We start from the raw sequence: 20885 nt of genomic DNA, 5'->3' as shown, positions 1-20885 counted from the left end.
TGCGCTCCCCGTTTTGCTAAGAGGTGAAAGTGAAATATTTAGTAGCAGTTAGTTTAGTACTTGCATCGTTTTTTTCATGGGCTGTGACCACAAGTGACTTTGGTAGTTGGAGTTTGCTATGTAATGATTCATCTGTGTGTACGCTTAGCCAGCTCGTTGCCAAAGACAAAGAAGCAAAAAAAGTGCTATTGGGCGTCAACGTTGACTACTCCTATTCGCAAGATTTTCCAGTATTGAAAATAAAGCTTCCAAAAAATACACTCACTAAAAATGGTGTAGGAGTAAAAATAGACGATTTTGCATCCATACAAGTGCCATTCTCAGGCTGTGACGAGAAGTCTTGCCAAAGTATAGTGAAAATCGACAATGAACTTTTGAAACAAATGCACAGTGGACAGACTATGCTAATAGCGTTTCAAAAATCTGAAAACCAGCAAGTTACCTTACCCATATCATTGACAGGTTTTGAGGAAGCTTACGTACAGCTAAATCAAAGTATTCAAAAGTAAATGCACAGATACTCGTCTATTTTTGATATTTTGACACGCTGAATGCGGCTAGCTGCGCTAAACATTCAGCGCAGCGCTCTTTCAGCATATCTCTGAATAGTCTTACTGCTGGAGTAATAGATTGGCGGCTAGGGCAAATCAGCCAAAGCTGTTTCGGTTTAGGTTGATATTCGGGCAACAAGGTTACAAGTCTACCCTTTAAAATGTCGTCGCACGCATCTAAGCCAGATTTAACAGCAATACCTTTACCCGCGACGGCCCAACGCTTTACTATTTCTCCGTCGTTTGCGGTTCTGTTGCCTCGCATTTTTATCTTCAGCGGTGTCCCTTTATGAAAAAACTCCCATTCGTTATATACCTTGTCGTGTAGTTGGTAAAAAAGCCCGTTGTGTGTTTGCAAGTCTTCAAATTTTTCAGGGGCACCATGAGAGCTGATATAAGAAGGGGAGGCAACAAGTAAACTTGGTACATCACAAATTTTGAAACCGTATACATTCGCATCGGTTGGAGTACCGTACCTTAGCGCTAAATCGACGGGATCGCGATAAAAGTCAATGTTGCTGTCACTCAGGTTGAGCTTTACGGTTATTTTGTCATGCAAATCCATAAAGTCATCTAGCCAAGGCGCAATCACATTTCGGCCTAAATCAGACGATAAACCTAACCTAAGCTCGCCCTCAATCACGCCTGTATCACCCTTTAAGTTCTGCTTGGCATTAGCCAGCATTGTCATGGCTTCTTGGCACGTTGGCAAAAACCTTTCACCCGCAGACGACAGACGTAGTGAGCGTGTAGTACGAACAAATAATTCGGCACCAAGGGCCTGTTCTACGCGTTTGACCGCAGCACTTGCGGTTGCTGTACGCATATTCAAATGTGTCGCTGCTGCAGTAATGTTTCTAAATTCAGCAACTTTTATTACTACATTCAAGTCGTCGAGTAACATGGCTTTCAAAAACTATTTGATAATGTTTCTTTTATTGTGCTGTTTATCCAAATTTAATCAAGAGTATGATGATGATATTACTCAAAGGAGAGACAAATGATGAAAGCTATTGGTTATACCCACTCACTTGGTATTAATGAGCCTAATGCACTGGTGGATATTGACATCGAAAAGCCCAGCGCGTCGGGTCGAGATTTACTTGTAAAAATAAGTGCGATAGCAGTTAACCCGGTCGATTATAAAATTCGTCATCGCGTTAATCCTAATGGAGGTGATCCCAAAATTCTGGGGTGGGATGCAGTAGGTGAAATCGTTGATATAGGCGCTGATGTTACCGAGTTCGCAGTTGGTGACAGAGTTTACTACGCTGGCGACCTTACCAGAGCCGGCTCAAACGCAGAGTTTCAATTAGTTGATGAACGTATTGTCGGTAAAGCGCCTAAGTTTCTGTCAGACAGCGATGCTGCGGCACTTCCTCTAACCACAATCACAGCGTACGAATTGCTGTTTGATCATCTTGCTCTAAGGCAACAAAGTGAAAAGAGCGATGAGGTTGTGCTTGTGGTAGGCGCAGCTGGTGGCGTGGGTTCTATTATGCTGCAATTGCTTAAAGTACTAACGGGGGCTACCGTGATCGCCACTGCCTCGCGCGAAAGCTCAAAAAGCTGGGTTCAGGAGTTAGGTGCCGACTACGTAGTGGATCATAGCAAGCCTATGGCTGAGCAAATCAAGGCCTTAAACATTGGTGAAGTGACTCATGTCGCAAGTTTAAATAATACGCACCAGTACATTGAAAGCTTTGTTGAAGTTATGAAGCCGAAGGGCAAACTAGCGCTAATTGACGACCCAGAAAGTCTTGACGTAGCCAAGCTTAAGCAGAAGAGCTTGTCACTTCATTGGGAGTTCATGTTTACGCGCTCAATGTTTGAAACCGACGATATGGCAGAGCAAAGCCGCTTACTTACTCATGTAGCATCGCTTATCGACGACGGTAAAATTAAGACTACTGTAGGCAAGCATTTAGGTAAAATAAATGCGGCTAACTTAATCGAGGCTCACAAAATTTTAGAAGAAGGGCGTGCTATAGGTAAGTTAGTGCTGGAGGGCTTCTAAAGAAAGCGTGCTTAAGGTTATATTCCGTAATACCATTCACTTGTCTAAAAAAATGAGTAACGACGGAAACTAGTCACTCGTAGGGGCGAGTCAGATAAACCGAAGGCACCATATTAAGGTGCCTTCTTTTTATGTACTTAGCCTTGAACATTAACTAAAGTACGGCCAGAAACCTGGCCTTTTAAGATTGCGTCTATTTTTTCATTTACCGCATCAAGGGTCACTTCCTCGGTAAGGTCATCAAGGCAGTTTAGCTTCCATTCACTAGCAAGCTTGTCCCACAACCGCAATCTTGGAGGCATTGGGCACTGCACAGAGTCGATTCCAAGCAATGAAATGCCTCGCAAGATAAATGGAAATACACTCACGTTAAGATCTGCAGCAGCCGTAAGACCGCAGCACGTCACTGCGCCGCCATATTGCGTAGCTTTGATTGCCTGTGCTAGATACTCTCCGCCCACTGTATCAACGGCGCCAGCGAATTGCTCCTTAAGCATGGGGCGTTCTTTGTTTTCTAATAGTTCGTCGCGAGTTATCACTTTGCTTGCGCCAAGTGTCTTTAAAAATGACTCATGCTCTTTTTTCCCAGTGCATGCCACAACCGAAAAGCCAGCTTTGGCCAACAGGGCAACAGCGACAGAGCCCACACCTCCTGTAGCGCCAGTGACTAGAATATCGCCTTTGTCAGGAGTCACCCCGTGTTCAACCAAGCCTTGTACCGATAGTCCTGCAGTAAAACCTGCGGTACCAATGATCATTGACTCTCTCAACGTAAGTCCATTTGGCTTAGCTACCGCCCATTCACTTGGAATTCTGATGTATTCGCCAAAGCCTCCAGCAGTGTTCATGCCGAGGTCAAATCCGGTGACAATAACTTCGTCTCCTTCTTTAAAGCGATTTTCACCACACGATACCACCGTACCCGCGGCATCAATTCCTGGGGTATGAGGAAAGTTTCTGCTCACACCTGGATTGCCGGTGGCTGACAGTGCATCTTTGTAGTTAAGCGATGAATAATGCACCTTAATGAGCAGCGTGCCTTCAGGCAAGTCATCAAGTGAACGCTGAGTTACTTTACGCGTGAAGGATTTATCTTCCTGCTTTTCTACAAGCAAAGCTTTAAACGATGTCATACCTGTCTCCGTTAGTCGAATGATTACGCTACCCATTGTGACAATATATAAACTTTGCGCAAGTATGCACTTTTTAGTAGGGTAGTACCCTAATAGATACTATTGGCGTGATGTAAGCCCTTTATTCGACTGGTCGCTTTAACAAAGCGCACCGACATCAATGCTGACATCAATAACAGTGCCTGTAACGTAGTAAATATGAATGTAGTTACTCTAAGAGGGAGTAGTATGACCGCAACTTTGAACAGTGTAGTGGCAGAGGAAAGTGATGTGACATCAGACATTGATAATAATGTCGTCCTAAAGAGCCAGAAACAAGATAATGAGCCCAATGCTGCAGAAAATACGAACGATTCAAATCAATACATTTGTGGCGTAGCAGTATCCCTTGAGATAATAGGCGGTAAATGGAAAGGGGTTATTTTGTGGCATCTTTGCCATAAAACCCTACGTTTCAGTCAGTTGCGTAGACGATTGCAAGGCGTTACCCAAAAAATGCTTACACAGCAACTCAGAGAGTTAGAGCGTGATGGGTTGGTAAACAGGAAAGTGTATGCTGAAGTGCCCCCTCGTGTAGAGTATTCTCTTACCGATTTAGGCCGTACACTAGAGCCAACTTTACGTCAGCTATGTGACTGGGGTAGGGCGTATAACGACGACTACAGATAAAACACCAACACAAAATAATACGTCGTTTAGGTAAACGAGTACTGAGTTAATTCACAACAATACCAGTTCTTCTGGTGGGGCTTGTAATACTTAAATCGTAATGGCTAATCCAAAGTTTACGTGCCGCTAATGCGTTTAAGCGCATTGACGGCACGTGTAATTCCTGAATAGCTGAGCGCTAAGTAGCTAAACTATCGCTAAAGATTGCGTTTTAAGCAAGTAGTGAGTTGATTGACAACACGCTTTCTTCACAATTATCCACCGTATGAATAGTTGCATCCATTGTGCTGAAGTTCACGTTTAGTGACGCCGCATGGTTGCCGTTTTTCCACGAAAGCACGAATACGTTGTTGATGTAACTCACGTCAAATACACCGTTAAAAGCATCGCTTTCGTTTCTCAGTGTAATAAGCTTCATTAAGCCTTTGACAACCGGCTTTTCAACGGCATCTTTAACCATCGAAGATGACAGGTAAGGGCGGTTAATGTCGCGGCCAACATTGGTTTTAGCAAGTAACGCCATATCATTGTGCGCAGCAAGCAAGCCACCGTAATAAACTTGAGGGATACCCGGGCTAAAAAATTGAATGGCGCGTGCAACCAAATAGGCGAAGTCATCTTTACCTAACGCATCGTAATATGTGCAGTTTACCTGGTAAAGGTCTACATTATTTGCCGCAGCGCCGGTGGCTTTTTTAGACTCGCCATTGGAATTTTCATGTATTTGGTCAACGAGCGAATTAATCGCATCTGCGGTAAGCAGACCTGGTTTGTCACCACTCGCGCCCACGTCAACAATGCCGATGCCATCGTGAGTATCAAGCACGGTAAAGCAGTTACGTGGCGAAATTGACAGCCAGTATGCCAATGCTTCTGCATTTTTAGAGAACAAGGTGTGTAGTACAAGCGGAGGTAAAGCGAAGTCGTAAACACTGTCGCAACGCGCAGCAATATCAATTTGAGTTTGATAGTGACTGTGTATTTCGACTAAACACTGCATGCCCATACCACGTGCGCGGTTTGATAATTCTTCGATAAATTCGAAGGTTTCTTCAAGCATAAAGCAGTTCGAACCTGCGCGTTTAATTGCATAGCCCGCCGCATCTAGGCGAATAAGATCAACATTACTTTCAGTAAACGACTGAAGAATAGAAGATAGGTAGTCTTTGCCTAACTGTGACTCCACATCAATATCAATTTGATTAGAGGTAAAAGTTGTCCAGAACGGCACGGTTTCAGGGTTACCAGTCTCTGTGCCCACCTCGTAATCGCTGAAAAATGGTGTGGGTCGAGGGCGGAACACTTGTGCTATTTGTTCGTCAATTTGTGCTTGATCGTTGCCCTTAAAAATATCTTCCTTGGTTAAGAACAGCGGCCAATAACTCGATTCGCGCCCGTTTTTCAGCACGTCTTTGAACGCTTCACTTTGCCCCGACATATGGTTGACAATGAGGTCGGCCATGATATCTACCGATTCGCCAAGCTTTTTTACGTTCTCCCAATCGCCCAAGCGCTCATCGACCAAGGTATGATCGATAGGATCGAAACCCGCGTCTTCACCATCGTAAGGGTAGTAAAAAGGAAGGATGTGAACACCCGTAAACAGGCCACCTAACGGGCCCTGAAGTATGCTTGTTAGACTCTCGATGTTGCCATCGCCTAGTCGGTCTGCATAGGTGATTAGTTGAACGCCATTGCGTATAGACATGATAACTCTCCAAAATTCAGCATGCGCTTGCTCGTACTTCTCTTGTGTATCGCGAGCACACATTACTACGAATTAAGCACTACCAGTCTGGCAGATTCAAAATTAACCATGTAACGGGTTTAGCTTAATTCTTAATCTTCTGTTATTGATTGACCAAATTTGGTTGATACTCACAGAAAATCGAAATCTTAATCGATTAAGATAAAATAGCAGTAGAATAGAAATTTGTAAATGAGAAGTTTAAAAAATGGAACTGTCAAACGCTCATGCGGCGGTTTCAATTAGGCAAGTTCTAAGGCAGGGTAGCTCGTTCAAGGGCTGTTCAATAGTAGGAAATAGCGAACACGGTATTCTAAATACGAGTTCGGACCGCTAGTCTGGAGACCTTGTGTCTGATAACTCATTATTCGCTAACTCGTCAAATTCTCGTTTTGCTTCTTTCCACTGAGCGAGCTTCTCGTAGTATACGTCCCAAATACATGGGCAACACGAACCTCCGCCGCAACAATCGTCTCTTAATGGTTTCTCTGGTTCTTCGGGTAGCGACTTCATAGCACTTATCCTCGACTTTCTTCCTTAAAAATATCTAAATCTCAGATAATATTTTCAAGACTTAACAATATCCTCACGTCCAAACCTAATGTTTAAGCGCAGAGAATACAACTTTGCTTGTGTATGTTACTCCTTATGATACGCCTTTGCAGCTTGAAAGGTTACAAAGGCGTTTAAGCTATTTTCGTTAATACGTAAAAGATGACATCAACGCTATCATGCTTATGGTGTTACAACTTCATACCACCAGATGCCTCAATCCTTTGGCCGTTAATCCAATAACTATCGTCACTTAATAGCGCTGCCATAACACCACCTATATCTTCGGGTTGGCCAACGCGGCCCAAAGCGGTCTGAGAGGCTATAGCATTATTGACTTCGGTATTATCGCGAACATAGCCACCGCTAAAGTCAGTCTCAATGGCACCTGGAGCCAGGGTGTTTACTCTAATTTTACGGGCTCCTAACTCTGCAGCCAGGTAACGACTCATTACCTCTATGGCTCCTTTAGCCATTCCGTAGGCGCTGTATACCGGGGAGCAAAATCTTGCCACTTCGGTTAAAAGTATTTTCAGAATGGTTAGTTGATAAATTACGTGAAAACAAAAAGCCCTGTTGAATTACAGGGCTTTGGATGTTGTGTCGTGTTAGCTAGCTAAATACTAGCTCAACGAGCATTAATCAGCTGGAAGCTCTTCCGACGCTTTATTACCATTTAGGTTTTCTGGTGCTGCCACAATAGGTTTAGGTTTTACGGCATTGGCCTTGGTCAGTATGTCGCTGTTGCCTGTTACCAAATCATCTAATGTGCCTTTTTCCGCATCGACCAAGCCCACTTCACGCAACATAGAGTCTACCAGTGGGGCGTTAGCACGATAGCTTAGTGCGGCTTGCGTTACTTGTTCAGCTAAACCACTACCAGCAGTAGCAACGGTGTGATCGCCTTTCACGCCACTCCCTTGGCCGTAGCCTTGAAGAATTTTAATACCTTCTATGTTTTCAAGTGGCTTAACGGCGTGTGCCACAAGCTCAGGCAATATTTTGAGCATGGCAAGGGCTTTTTGCAGCTCAATTTGCTCGGTCTTAAGCGTATTTTCAGCCTCATAAAGCGCTTGTTTACCTTGTGCTTCAACAGCAAGCACTTTCTCATCAGCTTCAGCCTGAAGCATTTTTGCATCGGCAGCGGCCTTAGCTTCCGTAAGAATAGCGGCAGCAGAGTTTTCAGCTGCTTCTTTCTTAGCTTGTGCTTCTACGGTAATGCCCACAGCCTCACGCTCTGCCTCTTTACGCGCGTCTATAACTTCAATTTGTTTCTTACGCTCAGCTTCTGCCACCATTTTGGCTGTGGTTACTGCTTCCACTTTTTCTACTTTAGCCTTTTCCGCTTCAGCAGCTTTAGCACGTGCGGCCGACTCTTCCTCAGATTTTGTCGCAACGGCAATTTGTTTAATTTGCTCAGAAACCTCAACTTCTTGCTGCTGACGAATGCGCGCTTGCTCTAATGCCTGACGCTTAGCAATTTCTTGGGTTTCAATTTCCCGTGATTTTTCAATTTCCGCAGCCTCGATAGCACGGTTTTTAGCAATCTCTGCTTCGCGCTCTTCCCGTTCTTTCATTTCGCGCTGCTTAGCAATTTCTGCTTTTTGTTCCTGACGTTTAAAGGCAAGAATTTGCTCTTGGGCTAAGCGAGCTTCTTCTTCATCTCGTTTCACTTCTAGTGATTGTTTCTCAGCAGCCAAATTACGCTGTTCAATGAAAATGCGGTTTTCCTGTTGAATATCGTTGGTTTCTTTGCGCTTTTCTTCAATGATCTTCGTTAAGCGTGCACGCCCCTCGGCATCGAAAGCGTTGTTTTCATTGAAAAACTGTAGGTCGGTTTGGTCAAAACCAGTCAAGCTCACCGATTCTAACTCAAGTCCGTTCTTTTCAAGATCGTTAGCCACGCTTTGCTGAACTTTTTGTACAAAGTCAGCACGCTGCTCATGCATTTCGGTCATGCTCATTTCAGCAGCTACGGCACGTAGTACGTCAACAAACTTAGACTCCATTAGCTTTTTAACTTCTTCAGCGCGAGTGGTGCGCGTTCCTAGCGTTTGCGCAGCCATTGATATGCCATTGGCATTGGGGGCCACGCGTAAATAGAAGTCTGCCTTAACATCAACACGCATGCGATCTTTAGTAATAAGCGCGTCTTTTTGAATTTTTTCCACTTCTATACGAAGGGTGTTCATATTTACAGGAATTATTTCGTGAACGACAGGAAGCACGATAGCGCCACCGTCCTTAATGACTTTTTCACCGCCTAAACCGGTTCTTACGAACGCTGTTTCTTTCGTCGCGCGGGTGTAAAGTTTGGCAAAGATAAGGCCAATAACGATAAGCCCTACAACAATAGCACCGGCAATAAAGAGTATTGACGGCAAGCTAGATGGTTGAATTGTATCCATACTTTTATCTCTTTTAGGTTATAGGTAGCGGGTTGCTAACCAGCTGTGTTGTTTTTTCTGAACTAAAATGACGCGCTCTCCCTGTGCGAACAACTCTTCATCTTCGAAAGGTTCTACTAACACAAAATGAGGCTGTGAATAATGGTCGGTAAACTTTGCTTCAGCTGGGTTGCCTCGGCTTGCTTTTCCAATCGTGATTTCGGCCACAGACCCAATGAAGTCCTCGCTGTTAACCGCGCTAGACTCTACACTAGGCAACAAGCCTGAAATTACCTTTACGGTTTTAGCTGTTACGAATGCGCCAATAACAAATGCAAGAGGAACGGACAGGAAAGCTGGCAAGGTGTAGCCAAGCGCACTCGCTGTTAAGCCGTTGACCATCAAGCCAACTAAACCGAATAGAGTAAGAAGTACTACCAGGTAAATAAGAAAGGGAACTTTATTGATATTAAGCCAGTTGGCAAACGAGGTATTGAGAAACCCATCGCCATCAAACTCTGCAAAATCATCGCCTAACCCCAACAGGCTTATACCAAAAATAGTGCTAACAAGTTCTAGTATGAAAATAAAGAAAACGGCTATAAGCGAAATGCTAAACCAGAAGTTTGTAGGGGAAAGAAGAACATCTGTCATTTACACCATCCATGATGACTAACTTACTTTTATTCTTTATACCACAGAACAAAAATTAAGCCAGCGTCTGACACATGTACTTTCGGCTAGTTTGTAACAAATAATGATGGGGACTAACTGAAGTTATGTTTCTGCAGCATCACATCATTTTCAGTAACCTTCAATACACTGCCTTGATCATACCAATCGCCAAGTACAATACGAGTTGCAGGCTTGCCGTTTGCTGTAAGGCTATGAATGTTGGGTCTGTGTGTGTGGCCATGAATCATACGCTGCACGCCCCATTTTTCCATGACTTTCACCACTTCTTCAGGCGTGACATCCATAATATCTGGCTTAAGATTTTGCTGCTTAGCCTTACTTTCCTTGCGACCATTATCGGCAACACGCTGTCGATACCATAAAGGAAGCGCAAGCATTAAACGTGGCCACCACCAACCGCGGGATTTCTTGCGAAACTTTTGATAAGCAACATCGCGAGTGCATAGTTCGTCACCATGAGTAAGCAGGGTAGGTGTGCCGTATAAGTCTACAACTTCTTGTTCGTTTAATAACGTCATGCCGGCTTTTGATAGCCACTTTTCACGTATGGCGAAATCGCGATTACCGTGAATAAAGTAAATAGGGCAATGCTGACTCACTGCCTTGAAAGCCGATGCAATGGCAGTGTTAAATGGAGTAACGTTGTCGTCGCCAATCCAAACTTCAAACAAGTCACCAAGAACGTAAAGTGCATCAGCATTAATCGCGTCTTCTTTTAAAAAGCGCATTAAGCATTCTGTAATATCAGGGCGGTCGGCACTTAGATGCAAGTCGGCAATGAAGTAGGTGAACGACATAAATCTTCTTATTGTGGTTTAAAAAGCCGCGTTAAAGCAATGCGGCTTGTTCTTAACTCAAGGCCTTGACTATGTCTTAAAAAAACATATTGGCCAAGGCGTTATTGAGACAGCTATTCAAGCATAGATGTCAGCGGCTATTTAAGAAATAGTCGCTTTTTCAATGATAACAGGCTCAACAGGAACATCCTGGTGATAGCCGCTGTTACCGGTTTTAACAGCCTTAATTTTTTCAACAACATCCATACCTTCAGTTACTTTACCGAATGCACAGTAGCCCCAACCATTGACAGACTTGCTAGAGTGGTTAAGGAAGTCGTTGTTATTTACATTAATAAAAAACTGAGCCGTCGCAGAGTGTGGATCTTGGGTACGCGCCATCGCGATTGTACCCACTTCGTTTGCTACGCCGTTGTCCGCTTCGTTTTCAATAGGGTCTTTTGTGTCTTTCTGATCCATATCTGGCGTAAAACCACCACCTTGGATCATAAAGTTGTTGATTACACGGTGAAAAATAGTGTTATCAAAAAAACCGTCTTCAACATAAGAAATGAAGTTAGCTACCGTTTTAGGCGCTTTATCTTCAAAAAGTTCTAGGGTGATGTCACCGAAATTTGTTTTTAACGTAACCATAGTGGTTTGTCCTGTGTGTTAGCATACATATAAAGTGGCGGCATTTTAGCGCAAAACGAGTCGTTAGCGCAAAGAGACGGTTATCGCAAAACCCAGCAATATCGTTGCAAAAGGCCTGTACCATTTAAATCGTGACAGTGCTAAACTTTGCGGCCGAAAAATTATGACAAATAGGAAATATAGACATGCTACATCTTTACAACACCCGAACCCGTGAAAAAGCGAAGTTTGTACCGCTTCAAGAAGGGAAAGTGGGTTTGTATGTGTGTGGTATTACCGTTTATGACCTAAGTCATATGGGTCATGCCCGTACTTACCTGAGTTTCGATGTCTTAGTACGCTACATGCGCCACCTTGGTTTAGATGTGAAGTACGTGCGCAATATCACCGATATCGACGATAAGATTATTGCTCGCGCCAATGAAAATGGCGAAAGCTTTGAGGCGCTAACTGCACGCACTATTGCCATGATGCACGAAGACTTTGCTGAGATTAACTTACTAGAGCCAGACGTCGAGCCGACAGTAAGTGGACATATGGATGAGATCATTGAAATTATCCAGCGGCTAATGGACAAAGGTTACGCCTATCAAGCTAAAAGCGGCGATGTACTATTCGACGTAAGCAAGTACGAAGATTATGGCAAGTTAAGCAAACAAGACTTAGATCAGCTTAAAGCGGGTGCTCGTGTTGAAGTGGCGGCAGGAAAAGACGACCCGCTAGACTTCGTACTGTGGAAAACCACCAAGCCTGGTGAGCCAGCATGGCAATCGCCATGGGGCGAGGGACGTCCGGGATGGCACATTGAATGTTCTGCAATGAATCATAAGCATCTTGGTGCGCACTTTGATATTCACGGCGGTGGCTCGGATTTAACGTTTCCACATCACGAAAACGAAGTGGCTCAGTCGTGCTGTGCGTATGACACACCTTACGTAAACGTGTGGATGCACGCGGGTATGGTACAGGTTAATGACGAAAAAATGTCTAAGTCATTGGGTAACTTTTTTACCTTGCGCGATGTCCTTAAAGAGCACGACTCAGAAACATTGCGTTTCTTCTTGATGTCGGCGCATTACCGTAGCCAGTTAAGTTACTCTCAAGACAATATTACTCAAGCGAAGGCCGCCCTAGAGCGTTTGTACACTGCGCTGCGTGGTGTAACAGTAGACGAAAGCACTGAACTTAACCACGGTGGCTACCTAACGCGCTTTGAAGCGGCAATGAACGACGATTTAAACGTACCTGAAGCCTTTTCGGTGTTGTTCGATGTGGCACGTGAGCTTAACCGCCAAAAAGATAATGTAGAAGAAGCAGGTAAACTGGCTGCTGTTCTTAAAGGCCTAGGCGCAATTTTGGGTATGCTTCAAAGTGATCCAGACACCTTCTTGAAAGGCGGTGAAGGCAATGACGACGAAGCGGCTGAAATTGAAGCGTTAATTAAACAGCGTAACGATGCCCGTGCCTCCAAAGATTGGGCAGCGGCAGATGCCGCACGCGATGCGTTAAACGCAAAAGGCGTAGTGTTGGAAGACGGCCCAAGCGGTACTACATGGCGTAAAGCGTAATTAGCAGCCTGTAATTAACTGGTAACAAGAAAGCTCGCATATGCGAGCTTTCTTGTTTGGTAAGGTCATCATTTAAATTTCGGGCTTGCCAGTGGGGATTGCCGATTCTTTTTCGGTGAGATGTGACTTCCAACGCTGCTGTGCAACGTGCGCTTTCACCAGTTCTAAGCATTCGTTTACAACGTTAAGTACTTCTTTATCAAGTGCATCGGCGGTAGGGGTATAGTCGTGCATGCCGACTGAAATGAAATGGTCGATGCGCTCTGCGTCTAAGTCGCTTAACAGATTAACTAGCGATGTGGTCACGATATCGGTGACTGACTCTTCCAACGTATTTTCAATGGTTTTGCCGATAACAGGTAGGTAATGCAGGGAAGAAACTTGTGCATTACTTCTCACCGCTTTACCCACGCTCTTGCGCACGTGCTCCCGTATCACCTCACCGTGCTCTTCGCTTTGAATTGACTGGCCTAAATGGTTTATAACGCCAGCCATCCATTGGGTAATGACAGGACGGCGGGGGGCCAGTACCTGTGCGTTGATATCGTCTAATAAAGGCGAACCTGCTGAGATGTCTTTTTGCGCATCGCTGAGCACTTTTACAACAATCCGATCGCTTAACTCTTCAACAAATACATCGTAGTAAAACGCAAAAAAGCGAAAGACCGCGGTTTGATTTAAGTCGATGATTTCGAATTTGTGCAGGCGGTGCAAAATAGAAAATATGCGCAAGAAACGAAATAGGCGGGTAGGTCCAGTAGGGATTAGGCCTATGATGTCGTACCAATGCAGAAACGGAAAAAAGTACCAGCGTAAGTGTTCTTTACGCACAATAGCTACAACCCACCGGAAGCAAAATTCGCTGAAGAAAATGGCGATAAATACCAGGTCGACCAACAGAAAGTTGTTGTGAACGGGATCGTAAGCACTAAGAAAAGCGGGAAAATACGTGCCCAATAGACCATAGACAAAGTCGGTGGCGTATAAGGCGTCGAAAATGAGCCATGTTAGGTTCACAAAAAGTATACCTAACATGACTAAATCTAAGATTAACCAAGGCGTTTCATGACTGTTTCGCAAATTTTCTCGGTTAATTCTTAGCATTTCCTTATCCTGTATTCTGACTTAAAGCGTAACGTAAATGCAGTTAGGCATGAACAGTATTGAACTTTAAGTATTAAAGGTTAGCTTGATGCGTTCAACCTTGTTACGTCTACATAAAGTTTTAGCTTCTGACCAGGTTGTAGATAGCGCTTAGTATTAAGTGAATTCCACTTGCCTATGTCGCTTACTCTAACATTGAATTTGCTGGCGATACGAGACAACGAATCGCCATTTCTTACTGTGTAGGTCACTTTTTTGGTAACACCGTCTTGCGATTTACCTTCCTGCCAGATAACTAAGGTTTTGCCAGGGTGAAGCATATCGCCAGGGGCCATACCGTTCCATTTAGCTAACTGTTTAGTGCCTATATTGTACTTACGGGCAATATCCCAAAGCGTATCACCAGATTGTACGGTATGACGTACTTTTTGCTTAGACGTGTTGCCGTTCTGCAAGCTGGCTAGACGCTGTTCCTGAGATAATGTGTAGCTGTCCAGTTCTTGAAGTGCTACTGGCACCATTATCGCTTGACCCACGCGGATCATGGACGAGTCTAGCTCATTCACTTTTTTAAGAACTTTCACGGTGGTGTGATACTGCTTAGCGATTTTACCTAAGCTGTCGCCGGGCTTCACCGAGTGGCGTACCCAGTTCAATCGCTCTTTTTGATCAATTTTGGCCAATGCTTGGGAAAAAGCGGCCGCTTTGTCTATAGGAAGTATCAACCTATGGGGCCCTTCTGGCGACGTTGCCCAACGGTTGAACCCTGGGTTTAACCCGTGTAGTTCTTTTAAAGACATACCAGCAAGTTCGGCGGCAAACGCTAAATCGACCTGTGAGCCGATATCAACAACTTCGATAACCGCTACATTCTCAACTTCAGGCCACACATACGCATATTCATCTTTATTTTTTAGAATATCAGCTAGCGCAAGCAATTTAGGCACGTAAGCACGTGTCTCTTTGGGTAAATTTAAGTTCCAAAAGTCGGTAGGTTTACCCGCGCGTTTGTTAGCTTTAATAGCCCTTTGAACGCGGCCTTCGCCACTATTATAGGCGGCAAGTGCGTGCAGCCAATTACCATCAAACATTTCGTTTAGATAGGTTAGATAGTCAAGTGCACCTTGAGTAGACGCAACAACGTCTCGACGTCCGTCATACCACCAATTCTGTTGCATACCAAAGCGCTTGCCCGTGCCAGGAATAAACTGCCACATACCAGCCGCTCGGCCATGGGAATAAGCAAAGGGATCGAAAGCACTTTCTACTATTGGTAAAAGCACAAGCTCCATCGGCATGTCGCGCTTTTCAATTTCTTCGGTAATGTAATAAAGAAAAGGCTTGGCACGTTTTACAACGCGAGCCATATACTCTGGGTGCTTCAGGTACCATTTACGCTGTGCGCTAATGCGTTTGTCGTCAGGGATAGGTAAGGCGAAACTCGCACTTGCACGTTCCCATACGTCTGTAACGACCGCCTGCGTATGCATATCCGGTGTATCGGTAAGCTCAGCGCCTTCTTCTAGCGTATCATCATTTGGGTGAACAACATCAATAACGCCGTCTTTTGCAATCTCACAATCAGAAATGGCTTCTTCGTTGTTATGAATTTCACTGCACGCTTCTAGCGAAGCGGTTTCGTTACTTTCTAATTGTGCATTGTCGTTATTATTATCGGTTAACTGACAACCCGTTAAACCTAGCGCCAATATCAGTGGCGACAGTGGGAAAAACTTCAACTGCATATATGAAGAAACCTCGTGGAGCACTGCAAACCGACCATGTTACGATAATCGGCTTACTTTTGCATCAAAACTCATCTTTCCAGCGGCGAACTGCAGCAAATACCGCTACATCGTCAGCCAGGTTATTTTCGCAATAGGCTTCGGCAGCAGTTTTCACAGAAAGTTCATGAGCCCGTAAAAATGGGTTAATGTTTTTTTGCTCTTTGAGATTACTTGGTAGTGTAGGCTGACCTTGAGCGCGTTTTTCTGCCACCCACTGTGCGTAGTCACACAGCGCCTTATTGTCTGGCTCTACCGCTAAAGCAAACTGGACATTAGCCTGAGTGTACTCATGTGTACAGAACACTTTCGTGGTGTCGGGCAGTCGCTTTAACTTATTCAGTGAATGATGCATTTGCTCTGGCGAACCTTCAAACAATCGTCCGCAACCTGCTGAAAATAACGTGTCGCCGCAAAACAATGCGCCATGCCCGAAGAAAGCAATGTGATCAAGGGTATGACCTGGCACTTCCATCACTTGCAGTGCCATTTTAAAAACAGGTAGCGAGACAGTATCGCCTTGAGAAACAGATTTAGTTATTCCTCTTATGTGATTGCCTCTTGGGCCAATAACTGGCAAATCTGGTACTGCAGTTACTAATTTAGCAATACCACCTGTGTGGTCTCTGTGATGATGAGTGATGAGAACTGCACTCAGCGTTAAGCCTTTGGCTTTAATAAAGGCCAGCACTGGCTCAGCATCACCTGGGTCGACAACAATAGCGCTACTCTCGTTATAAATACACCAAATGTAATTGTCGGTAAAAGCGGGAATAGGATGAATGGCTACGCCTGAAGGAAGTGTTTCTGCCGTCATAAGAGTACCTGCTTGTGTAGGTAGAATTATGCGTTACTATAGGGACTTGTGAAGAGCAGAGCAACCTAAGAGCGCGCAGTGTTAATGAGATCGGCATTTAAAGCCAAACCGCCACGCTACCCTACAAATTGGAATGATTTCCCCGCCGGAGAGCACATTCGACATGCGGTCAATGCAGTTTGTAGCGATTATGCTGAGCGAATTTTTGGGTATCACTTTGCCAAACTAGGCTCGCTAAGTGCCGATATAAATCTCGACACTAGTCCAATTCGACACCACATCAATCACGTTCCGTTTAATGACCTAGCTAGCGAGCAGCCACACCACAATGAAGCGAAAGAGGGCTTTCCCAATCAAAATGCATCGGGTATATCGTTAGGCGGTGATAAACGCGAACCGAAAATAAGTAGAGAAAACACGGTAGTTGGGCAGTCGCACTGCTTACCCTTCGCCGAAAACAGCATTGATGGCTTTCTACTTGCTAATGAATTAGATTTTGCACAAGACCCTCACGAAATATTAAGAGAAGTAGACCGCGTTATTACACAAAACGGCTATGTGATCATAAGTGGCTTTAACCCCTTAAGCCTCGCCGGCATTGCCAAATTTCTACCTGTTAAGCGCGGTAATATTCTACACGATGCCCGCTTTTTTACGTCCTATCGCATTAAAGATTGGCTTCAGCTGCTGGGATTTGAAATTGTTGAACAACGTCAAGTGATGTTTTCAACGCTCTTTTTTCAACAAAAATGGAAAGGGGCGGTTAAGCTTCAAGACTATTTAGCATCTTACTTGCCATGGTGCAGTGCGGTGTACGTAATACTCGCGAAAAAGCGGGTTATACCCATGACCGCAATAAAACCCAAACGCAACTTAAAGCCGCGTTTCTCCGCGGTAGGGGCAAGCGTAAGGACTTCTACGGTGAATCGTACGCTGCGTTAGTACTGTTAATGTATGTGCCATGTTCATAGAGAGCACGCCACGCTCTTAACTAGGAAGCAGCGACAAACGCTAACCATCTTCAAAATTCATTAAGGTACTGTAATCACAACGCAAGGCTGTCGCGTTATAAAGTAAGTCTGAAAGGGGAATAGGAGATAGCATAGACTGCTATCTCCAAAATGAAAGACTAATCGTCACTCGTTTTATAGAGGTGCACATCTCGCTGTGGATATGGGATGCTAATACCTTCTTCATCAAAGGCTTTTTTAACTTTTTCCTGCATATCCCAGTAGTAAGGCCACAAGTCATCTGTGGCGACCCACGGTCTAAACATTAAATCGACTGAGTTATCGCCTAATCCGCCTACACAAATTCTTGGTGCTGGGTCGGTCAACGAGCGCTCATCTTCTTCAAACAGACGCTGCAACACCTTCTTCGCTTTATCGATATCGTCATCGTAACCTATACCAAATGTCATGTCGCAACGGCGTTTATCATATACGCTAACGTTAATTAACGTGGCATTAGACAGGCTGCCATTGGGAATAACAATGCGCTTATTGTCAAAAGTGTTAAGTACAGTATAAAGAATTTGTATCTCTGACACTGAGCCTAAATGACCCTCTGCTTCAATGGTGTCACCCACTTTAAAGGGTTTAAAAATCAGTATTAGCACACCGCCAGCAAAGTTCGCCAGGCTGCCTTGTAGTGCCAGACCAATAGCCAAACCTGCAGCACCCACGACGGCAATAAATGAGGTGGTTTCAATACCTATCATTGAGGCAACTGAAATCAACAGCATTACTTTTAGCACCGCACTAATAAGTCCGCACAGAAACTTATTTAACGTGGGATCCTTTTTACCTAGCCGATGATCTAATAGGTTTACAAAACGATTCACTAACCAGAGACCCACCACCAAAGTAAGAATAGCCAATAACAATTTGGGGGTGTAAGTCATCACCAGTGATATAGCTTTTTCGGTTAATTCCGATAAATCGATATTAGTCCCGAAGAAATCTTCCATAAATACCTCTTTTATTAATTAACCACGTTGATTACGTTAAAAAAAGAATGATAGATCGCCGTAAATTAACGCGAGTGAACTAGTTTTTTTGTTGATTTGAAGTTGGTAGCCTCTTTTGCAAGAGGGCAAGAGGGCAAGAGGGCAAGAGGGCAAGAGGGCAAGAGGGCAAGAGGGCAAGAGGGCAAGAGGGTAATAGCAGATTAAGTTGCAGAACATGTGAGTAATGGTGGAGCTAGCCGATGGGGGAGATTACTGAGCTAATACGGCTGTGTGCTTGTGCCGGGAGTATCCGGATAACTTTGGGTATTAAAAATTGAAGAGTTTAAATAACCGCTCAACAAAAAAGGTGACATCCCGTCGCTCAATAGCGCTGAATGTCACCTTACTTTTAAGGGGGCGCTTTACAGCTTACTTAACACGCATACCCGGCTTTGCACCTTCGTGCGGCTCAAGAATGTATAGCTCGTCGCCACCAGGGCCCGCGGCTAGTACCATGCCTTCACTCATGCCAAAACGCATTTTACGAGGAGCGAGATTCGCCACCATTACCGTGTGCTTACCAATTAGGGCTTCAGGCGAGTAGGCCGACTTAATACCAGCAAAAACTTGCTTGGTTTCGCCGCCTAAATCTAGCTCTAAGCGTAGAAGCTTATCGGCTTTTTCCACGTGTTCAGCTTTAGCGATACGCGCAATACGTAAATCTACCTTGGCGAACTCATCAAACGAGATAGTGTCGCTGATAGGGTCTTTAGCAAGCGGGGTGTCTGGGTCGATAGCCGGTGTTGCTGGCGCTAGGCTTTCTTTTGAATCTTCAACCATGGCGTCGATTTTCTCCATTTCTACACGCTGCATCATCGGCTTAAATTTGTTGATGGCGTGGCCTTTCAATAGGGTTTGCAGCGAATTCCAGTCGAACTTGTCGTTTAGGAATTCTTCTGCTTTTTCTGCAAGTACTGGTAGTACAGGCTTCAAGTAAACCACTAACAGACGGAACATGTTGATACCTAGCGAGCACACATCGTGTGTGAACTGCTGCTTAGTCTCGTCTTTAATGGTTACCCAAGGTGCGTTGTTATCAATGAACTGGTTTGCTTTGTCAGCAAGCGCCATGATTTCGCGCACGGCTTGGTGGTACTTACGCTTCTCAAATAGTGCAGCAATGCTTTCAGATGCGTTTTGGAACTCAGCAATCAGTTCTGGCTCAATCACGTTCTCAGACAGCTTTCCGTCGAAACGCTTGGTGATAAAGCTTGCACAGCGGCTTGCAATGTTAACCACTTTACCTACCAGGTCTGAATTCACTTTTTGTGCGAAGTCAGTAAAGTTAAGGTCGATGTCGGTAACACCGTCGCCTAACTTAGACGCAAAGTAGTAACGCAGATATTCTGGGTTCAGATGGTCAAGGTAAGTACGGCCTTTAATAAACGTACCGCGCGACTTTGACATTTTCGCGCCGTTCACCGTTACGAAACCGTGAATATTTACGCCAGTAGGCTTACGGTATCCCGCACCTTCTAGCATCGCAGGCCAGAATAGGCAGTGGAAGTAGGTAATATCTTTACCAATAAAGTGATAAAGCTCAGCCTCTGAGTCTGCTTTCCAGAAATCATCAAACTCTAAGTTGTTTTGGTCGCAGAAGTTTTTGAAACTTGCCATGTAGCCAACAGGCGCATCTACCCACACGTAGAAGAACTTGTTCGGCGCACCTGGAATTTCAAAGCCGAAGTAAGGCGCGTCACGGCTGATGTCCCACTGTTGAAGGCCTTCAGTAAACCACTCTTGTAGCTTGTTAGCCATTTCTTCTTGCAGGGCACCTGAGCGGATCCACTCTTTTAACATGCCTTCAAATTTTGGCAGGTCAAAGAAGAAGTGCTCAGACTCACGAAGTACTGGTGTAGCACCCGATACAACGCTGCGCGGGTTCTTTACTTCTGTTGGGCTATACGTTGCGCCACACACGTCGCAGCTGTCGCCGTTTTGGTCTTCTGCACCACAGCTTGGGCAGGTACCCTTAACGAAACGATCCGGCAAGAACATTTCTTTTTCAGGGTCGAACAGTTGGTTTATGGTGCGCTTGCTGATGTAACCCGCATTATCCAAACGGGTGTAAATTTCTTCACACAACGCCTTGTTTTCTGGCGAATGGGTTACATAGTAGTTGTCGTAATCTACGTGAAAATCAACAAGGTCTTGGTGATGTTCAGCACGCGTTCTTGCCACCATTTCTTCTGGTGTAATGCCAAGCTCTTGGGCTTTAAGCATAACCGGCGTACCGTGTGCATCGTCGGCGCAAACACTGTAACATTCGTTTCCGCGAAGGCGCTGAAAACGAGTCCAGATGTCGGTTTGAATGTGTTCTAGCAAATGACCTAAGTGAATAGAGCCATTTGCGTATGGCAACGCACTGGTTACCAGAATTCGGCGTTTTTCTGACATAATGACGTTATTGATTCTTTGCGTT

The 20885-nt window shown here is 44.7% G+C and carries 18 protein-coding genes and 1 pseudogene; 5 read left to right on the top strand and 14 right to left on the bottom strand.

All coding sequences use genetic code 11. From position 1 onward, the window contains the following. The first annotated feature begins 29 nt into the window (after positions 1-29). Complete coding sequence (locus F0261_RS08180) at positions 30-509, top strand: invasion associated locus B family protein (RefSeq protein ID WP_014979661.1); 480 nt, start codon at positions 30-32, stop codon at positions 507-509. Positions 510-525: 16 nt separating this feature from the next. Here the strand turns inward: F0261_RS08180 and F0261_RS08175 are convergent, their stop codons facing one another. Beyond that, entirely contained in the window at positions 526-1455 is a 930-nt protein-coding gene (locus F0261_RS08175) for a LysR family transcriptional regulator (RefSeq protein WP_171337735.1), read from the bottom strand. A gap of 99 nt (positions 1456-1554) precedes the next feature. On the opposite strand from F0261_RS08175, the gene F0261_RS08170 reads away from it, so the two are divergent. Continuing rightward, positions 1555-2568, top strand: coding sequence for a zinc-binding alcohol dehydrogenase family protein (locus F0261_RS08170; RefSeq protein WP_171337733.1), 1014 nt, complete (start codon positions 1555-1557; stop codon positions 2566-2568). A 137-nt stretch (positions 2569-2705) separates the two neighbouring features. Here the strand turns inward: F0261_RS08170 and F0261_RS08165 are convergent, their stop codons facing one another. Beyond that, entirely contained in the window at positions 2706-3701 is a 996-nt protein-coding gene (locus F0261_RS08165; RefSeq protein WP_171337643.1) for a YhdH/YhfP family quinone oxidoreductase, read from the bottom strand. A 228-nt stretch (positions 3702-3929) separates the two neighbouring features. On the opposite strand from F0261_RS08165, the gene F0261_RS08160 reads away from it, so the two are divergent. Beyond that, positions 3930-4370: a helix-turn-helix domain-containing protein gene (locus F0261_RS08160; protein ID WP_014979657.1), complete on the top strand. Its 441-nt coding sequence runs from the start codon at positions 3930-3932 to the stop codon at positions 4368-4370. Positions 4371-4581: 211 nt separating this feature from the next. On the opposite strand, the gene gtfA is transcribed toward F0261_RS08160, so the two are convergent. The 7 genes and pseudogenes from gtfA to F0261_RS08125 all read right to left on the bottom strand — a co-directional run bounded on the left by gtfA (position 4582) and on the right by F0261_RS08125 (position 11182). Beyond that, the gene (gtfA, locus tag F0261_RS08155) at positions 4582-6078 is read right to left on the bottom strand and encodes a sucrose phosphorylase (protein ID WP_171337642.1); all 1497 of its coding nucleotides are present in this window, start codon (positions 6076-6078) and stop codon (positions 4582-4584) included. 372 nt (positions 6079-6450) lie between these two features. Then, positions 6451-6630 (bottom strand): oxidoreductase-like domain-containing protein, encoded by a 180-nt coding sequence (locus F0261_RS08150; protein WP_014979655.1) that lies wholly within the window; start codon positions 6628-6630, stop codon positions 6451-6453. 230 nt (positions 6631-6860) lie between these two features. After that, positions 6861-7200, bottom strand: a pseudogene (locus F0261_RS08145) (SDR family NAD(P)-dependent oxidoreductase); the annotation flags it as partial. Positions 7201-7307: 107 nt separating this feature from the next. Beyond that, positions 7308-9077 (bottom strand): flotillin family protein, encoded by a 1770-nt coding sequence (locus tag F0261_RS08140; protein WP_039236487.1) that lies wholly within the window; start codon positions 9075-9077, stop codon positions 7308-7310. 18 nt (positions 9078-9095) lie between these two features. Beyond that, complete coding sequence (locus F0261_RS08135; RefSeq protein ID WP_014979652.1) at positions 9096-9710, bottom strand: OB-fold-containig protein; 615 nt, start codon at positions 9708-9710, stop codon at positions 9096-9098. 113 nt (positions 9711-9823) lie between these two features. Beyond that, complete coding sequence (gene lpxH, locus F0261_RS08130) at positions 9824-10549, bottom strand: UDP-2,3-diacylglucosamine diphosphatase (RefSeq protein WP_014949923.1); 726 nt, start codon at positions 10547-10549, stop codon at positions 9824-9826. A gap of 141 nt (positions 10550-10690) precedes the next feature. Continuing rightward, positions 10691-11182: a peptidylprolyl isomerase gene (locus F0261_RS08125; RefSeq protein ID WP_014949922.1), complete on the bottom strand. Its 492-nt coding sequence runs from the start codon at positions 11180-11182 to the stop codon at positions 10691-10693. 185 nt (positions 11183-11367) lie between these two features. Here F0261_RS08125 and cysS point away from each other — a divergent pair, with 185 nt between their 5' ends. Further along, entirely contained in the window at positions 11368-12750 is a 1383-nt protein-coding gene (cysS, locus tag F0261_RS08120) for a cysteine--tRNA ligase (RefSeq protein WP_171337641.1), read from the top strand. Positions 12751-12822: 72 nt separating this feature from the next. Here the strand turns inward: cysS and F0261_RS08115 are convergent, their stop codons facing one another. The 3 genes from F0261_RS08115 to gloB all read right to left on the bottom strand — a co-directional run bounded on the left by F0261_RS08115 (position 12823) and on the right by gloB (position 16455). After that, positions 12823-13854 (bottom strand): hypothetical protein, encoded by a 1032-nt coding sequence (locus tag F0261_RS08115; RefSeq protein ID WP_014976870.1) that lies wholly within the window; start codon positions 13852-13854, stop codon positions 12823-12825. A gap of 80 nt (positions 13855-13934) precedes the next feature. Next, positions 13935-15599 carry a LysM peptidoglycan-binding domain-containing protein gene (locus F0261_RS08110; protein WP_171337640.1) on the bottom strand — a complete coding sequence of 555 codons (1665 nt, stop codon included), beginning with the start codon at positions 15597-15599 and terminating at the stop codon, positions 13935-13937. A 64-nt stretch (positions 15600-15663) separates the two neighbouring features. Next, on the bottom strand, positions 15664-16455 hold the full coding sequence (gene gloB / locus F0261_RS08105; RefSeq protein ID WP_014979648.1) for a hydroxyacylglutathione hydrolase: 792 nt from the start codon (positions 16453-16455) through the stop codon (positions 15664-15666). A gap of 84 nt (positions 16456-16539) precedes the next feature. Here gloB and F0261_RS08100 point away from each other — a divergent pair, with 84 nt between their 5' ends. Continuing rightward, a complete protein-coding gene (locus F0261_RS08100; RefSeq protein ID WP_171337639.1) occupies positions 16540-17397 on the top strand; it encodes a class I SAM-dependent methyltransferase in 858 nt (285 codons plus the stop codon). A 187-nt stretch (positions 17398-17584) separates the two neighbouring features. On the opposite strand, the gene F0261_RS08095 is transcribed toward F0261_RS08100, so the two are convergent. Beyond that, the gene (locus tag F0261_RS08095; protein ID WP_014949914.1) at positions 17585-18424 is read right to left on the bottom strand and encodes a mechanosensitive ion channel family protein; all 840 of its coding nucleotides are present in this window, start codon (positions 18422-18424) and stop codon (positions 17585-17587) included. 408 nt (positions 18425-18832) lie between these two features. After that, the gene (gene metG, locus F0261_RS08090) at positions 18833-20860 is read right to left on the bottom strand and encodes a methionine--tRNA ligase (protein ID WP_171337638.1); all 2028 of its coding nucleotides are present in this window, start codon (positions 20858-20860) and stop codon (positions 18833-18835) included. Positions 20861-20885: the final 25 nt, after the last annotated feature.

It is taken from the genome of Alteromonas sp. 07-89-2, from assembly GCF_013113925.1.
Classification (GTDB): domain Bacteria; phylum Pseudomonadota; class Gammaproteobacteria; order Enterobacterales; family Alteromonadaceae; genus Alteromonas; species Alteromonas macleodii.
The sequence above is the reverse complement of the archived record's forward strand: the minus strand, read 5'-3'. Positions and strand labels throughout refer to the sequence as shown.

What these genes read in the sequence shown, in the direction of transcription:
- F0261_RS08175 (WP_171337735.1), bottom strand. Translation starts at nt 1,455, where the DNA reads ATGTTACTCGACGACTTGAATGTAGTAATAAAAGTTGCTGAATTTAGA.
- F0261_RS08170 (WP_171337733.1), top strand. Translation starts at nt 1,555, where the DNA reads ATGAAAGCTATTGGTTATACCCACTCACTTGGTATTAATGAGCCTAAT.
- F0261_RS08165 (WP_171337643.1), bottom strand. Translation starts at nt 3,701, where the DNA reads ATGACATCGTTTAAAGCTTTGCTTGTAGAAAAGCAGGAAGATAAATCC.
- F0261_RS08160 (WP_014979657.1), top strand. Translation starts at nt 3,930, where the DNA reads ATGACCGCAACTTTGAACAGTGTAGTGGCAGAGGAAAGTGATGTGACA.
- gtfA (WP_171337642.1), bottom strand. Translation starts at nt 6,078, where the DNA reads ATGTCTATACGCAATGGCGTTCAACTAATCACCTATGCAGACCGACTA.
- F0261_RS08150 (WP_014979655.1), bottom strand. Translation starts at nt 6,630, where the DNA reads ATGAAGTCGCTACCCGAAGAACCAGAGAAACCATTAAGAGACGATTGT.
- F0261_RS08140 (WP_039236487.1), bottom strand. Translation starts at nt 9,077, where the DNA reads ATGGATACAATTCAACCATCTAGCTTGCCGTCAATACTCTTTATTGCC.
- F0261_RS08135 (WP_014979652.1), bottom strand. Translation starts at nt 9,710, where the DNA reads ATGACAGATGTTCTTCTTTCCCCTACAAACTTCTGGTTTAGCATTTCG.
- lpxH (WP_014949923.1), bottom strand. Translation starts at nt 10,549, where the DNA reads ATGTCGTTCACCTACTTCATTGCCGACTTGCATCTAAGTGCCGACCGC.
- F0261_RS08125 (WP_014949922.1), bottom strand. Translation starts at nt 11,182, where the DNA reads ATGGTTACGTTAAAAACAAATTTCGGTGACATCACCCTAGAACTTTTT.
- cysS (WP_171337641.1), top strand. Translation starts at nt 11,368, where the DNA reads ATGCTACATCTTTACAACACCCGAACCCGTGAAAAAGCGAAGTTTGTA.
- F0261_RS08115 (WP_014976870.1), bottom strand. Translation starts at nt 13,854, where the DNA reads ATGCTAAGAATTAACCGAGAAAATTTGCGAAACAGTCATGAAACGCCT.
- F0261_RS08110 (WP_171337640.1), bottom strand. Translation starts at nt 15,599, where the DNA reads ATGCAGTTGAAGTTTTTCCCACTGTCGCCACTGATATTGGCGCTAGGT.
- gloB (WP_014979648.1), bottom strand. Translation starts at nt 16,455, where the DNA reads ATGACGGCAGAAACACTTCCTTCAGGCGTAGCCATTCATCCTATTCCC.
- F0261_RS08100 (WP_171337639.1), top strand. Translation starts at nt 16,540, where the DNA reads ATGAGATCGGCATTTAAAGCCAAACCGCCACGCTACCCTACAAATTGG.
- F0261_RS08095 (WP_014949914.1), bottom strand. Translation starts at nt 18,424, where the DNA reads ATGGAAGATTTCTTCGGGACTAATATCGATTTATCGGAATTAACCGAA.
- metG (WP_171337638.1), bottom strand. Translation starts at nt 20,860, where the DNA reads ATGTCAGAAAAACGCCGAATTCTGGTAACCAGTGCGTTGCCATACGCA.